This window comes from Cytophaga sp., from assembly GCF_051961495.1.
Lineage (GTDB): Bacteria > Bacteroidota > Bacteroidia > Cytophagales > Cytophagaceae > Cytophaga.
The window spans coordinates 1-3,228 of sequence record NZ_JBQCDF010000001.1; the positions used below are offsets into that span (position 1 = coordinate 1).

Below are 3,228 nucleotides of genomic sequence, written 5' to 3' on the forward strand. Positions count from 1 at the left end.
CGACAATCATTTGTGGCAAACCTGTATGATACAACGTTCGGGGTTGTGCGTAAAGGCATTGATAACCTGGTGATCATTGACGATTCGATCGTGCGTGGTACAACGCTTGAGAATGGTATTCTGAAAATGCTGGATAAATTAGGCCCTAAGAAAATCATCATCGTTTCTTCTGCACCACAGATTCGCTTCCCGGATTGTTATGGTATCGATATGTCGAAAGTAAAAGATTTTGTGGCATTCCGTGCCATGCTTGCTCTTTTGAAGGAAACGAAACAAGACAATTTACTGGAAGATGTCAATGAAAAGTGTAAGTCTGCTATTGCTAATTTAAGTGGTAATATGGTGAACCACGTAAAAGAATTGTATTTGCAATTCCCATATGAGCAGGTAAGTAAAAAAATCGCAGAGATTATCACGCCTAAGGGTTGTAATGCTGAAATCGAAGTAATATTCCAGACAATCGAAGGCTTACACAGAGCCTGTCCGAATCATATAGGAGACTGGTATTTTACAGGGGATTATCCAACAACAGGCGGTAACCGTGTCGTAAATAAAGCCTTCATGTATTATATGGAAGGTAAGACTGTAAGAGCCTACTAAGCATAAAAAGTTATATTATATTGATGGGAGCCTTAAAGCAATTTAAGGCTCTCTTTTTTTATTAAACTTTTAGAATATCAACAGGGGAGAGGGTTACAAATATTCAGTTTATAGTATATATTCAATATTAATGGTAAATTCGTAATAATATATATAATTATTTTGCAGAATAATGAAAAATGCCCAACGTTTAATCCGTAGTCTTTTGCTGGTATTGGTTTCAATGCTGGTGTATTCCAATACTAATGCACAGATACTTGTATCAGGAACAGATTTTGATCCGCTGCCAGGAAATGCATCCAGGTTTTATATTGGGTTAACGGATATATCACAAATAGGTTTTCAGCCTGGCAGTATTGTGTCCACACCACCGCTCGCACCAAATGTTAACACAAACAATTTTAATGTAGGGTATTTTTATGCAATTACACCTACGCCTATCCGCTTGGATAGTACGCGTTACCAGGATTTTACTCCAACAACAGATTACTCCTATGTATATTCACCAACGGCTACATCTCCAGGAAGTAATGTGAATATATTATCATACAGTTTGACGAACCTGGTTCCAAATTCAGCGGTTTCGGTTATTGTTGATTATTGCAGTGCTGTTAAATCAACTTATGCCAGCTGTACAGGACAGAGAAACGAATTCAAAGCCGGAATCAATCTTGATCAATATAATTTATTAAATGGTACTGATGCTCCTCAAATCGGTATGGGGCAGTGCCAGTCAGCAACATTTACCGGTACTGTAGATGCTTCCGGTAATATGGTATTCAGAATGAACGATACTAAATTCGGTTCATGCCAGGCGATGGCTATTAAGAAAATTCAGATCATGGGCTTCCCTCAGCCCAAAATCATAGCAAATGAAGGAACTGAAGTATGTGCCGGTGAACAGGTAACTTTACAAACAACAACAGAATACAATGCAACTTATCAGTGGCAGGTGAATACTGGTTCCGGTTGGACAAATATTTCAGGCGCAACAAACCAGGCAGTATTATATGATGTACCAACTGTTCAGGCATATCAATTCAGAGCACAAATCACTCCAAAGCCAAGTGGAACAGCAATTACATCAAATGTTGTTACGGTGAATGCTATTACATGTTGTGTAGAAGGTGGTGTACCAACTTCACGTAAAACAATTTATTACGATGATTTCGGAACGGTTGATTTAACTGATGTTACCGGAAAAACTTATAAAGTATGGGATTATTCAAACGTATTGAATCCAACACTGGTAACAAAAACCACCACAACCCCTTTCAGATGGCAATTGACGCCGGCACCATTGGGCGCAACATTTCAGGCTACAGGTCCTTTGCAGGACGGGCAATATACAGTAGCAGGTTATTTAACAGGATATAATCCGGATAACGGATATCAGGGTGCTATGTTGCAATGGGCGAATAGGATCGGAGGACCAAATCCACCTCCGGAAGTATCGTTAGATCACTCCGGAACAAAAGCGGGAGCCTGTTTATTGATCAACTGTCCCACGGGAACATTCGGACAAAAATTATATACCCGTACAATCTCAAATTTATGTTTTGGTAAACAACTCTCTTTTGAATGCTGGATCAATGTATTTACAGATGGTCCGGGTTCGGGTTGTTCCTATTATGCACCAGTTAACGTACAGATCAAACTAACAGATGGAAGTAATGCTGCTAATTCTGTTACGGCCAGCGCAACCGCTACAAGACAGGCAGATGGAGGAGGTGTATGGGTAAGAGTTTCAGGTAATATTACGTTAGGGGCAGGTAGTACATCTGTAATCATGGATGTTATCAATAACTCTACCGAATCTACTTGCGGTAATGACCTTGTGCTTGATGATATTAAGATCATGGCGTGTTCTCCTCCGCCATTGAATGTTTATTTTGATATTCCTACCCTTGCTACTACAAAAAATGTTTGTACAGCTTCTCTTGACTTAGATGTAAAACCAAGCGCATTGTTGAACAGTTATTATAGCAATAATGCTCAGTATTTGTATCAGTGGACCAAGACACCGAACGATTATACTTCATGGAAAAATCTGGCAGCTCCTCAGGCAGGCCAAACATATACCATCCCGAACCCTTCACTGAATGCGGCTTATGCAGGAACTGTTGATGGAGATAAAATCTATTTCAGAGTCGTAGCAACTACTCCTGCAGTATTTGCTGCTAATAATAACTTTACGGCACCAAAGTATGCGAATGATAATGATCCATGTAAAAACTATTCTGTATCGGATCCTATTGAATCTACTGTACAATGTCCGAAGTGTTCTAAACCAACAGCGGTAACAATCACAGTACCGGCAGCTACGCCAACAACAATTTGCCAGGGTACAGCACAAACCTTGACAGGTTCTGCAACTGTGACTGCAGCATCGTTAAATGGTGGGTTCACTTATTCCTGGATCAAAACTTTACCTGCACCTTCTACAGTAAAAGTTACTCCTACGACGGTAACCATACCTGCTAACACAGCAACGCCAATGCCAAGCTATACAGGTATCACTGGAGCATTAGCAGATGCAGGTACTTATGTACTTCGTGTGGAAGACGGTAACACAGGCAACTCATCCTGTTACACGGAAGCAACCGTGGTTATCAATGTGAGCCCGAC

Annotated in this window: 1 protein-coding gene and 1 pseudogene; both read left to right on the forward strand. The window is 40.3% G+C overall.

Annotation, left to right across the window (positions count from 1 at the left end; all coding sequences use genetic code 11):
• Nucleotides 1–600, forward strand: a pseudogene (locus ACTHJT_RS00005) (amidophosphoribosyltransferase); the annotation flags it as partial.
• A 172-nt stretch (nucleotides 601–772) separates the two neighbouring features.
• Nucleotides 773–3,228: hypothetical protein (locus tag ACTHJT_RS00010; protein WP_440235458.1), on the forward strand; the 2,456-nt coding region annotated here is incomplete at its 3' end.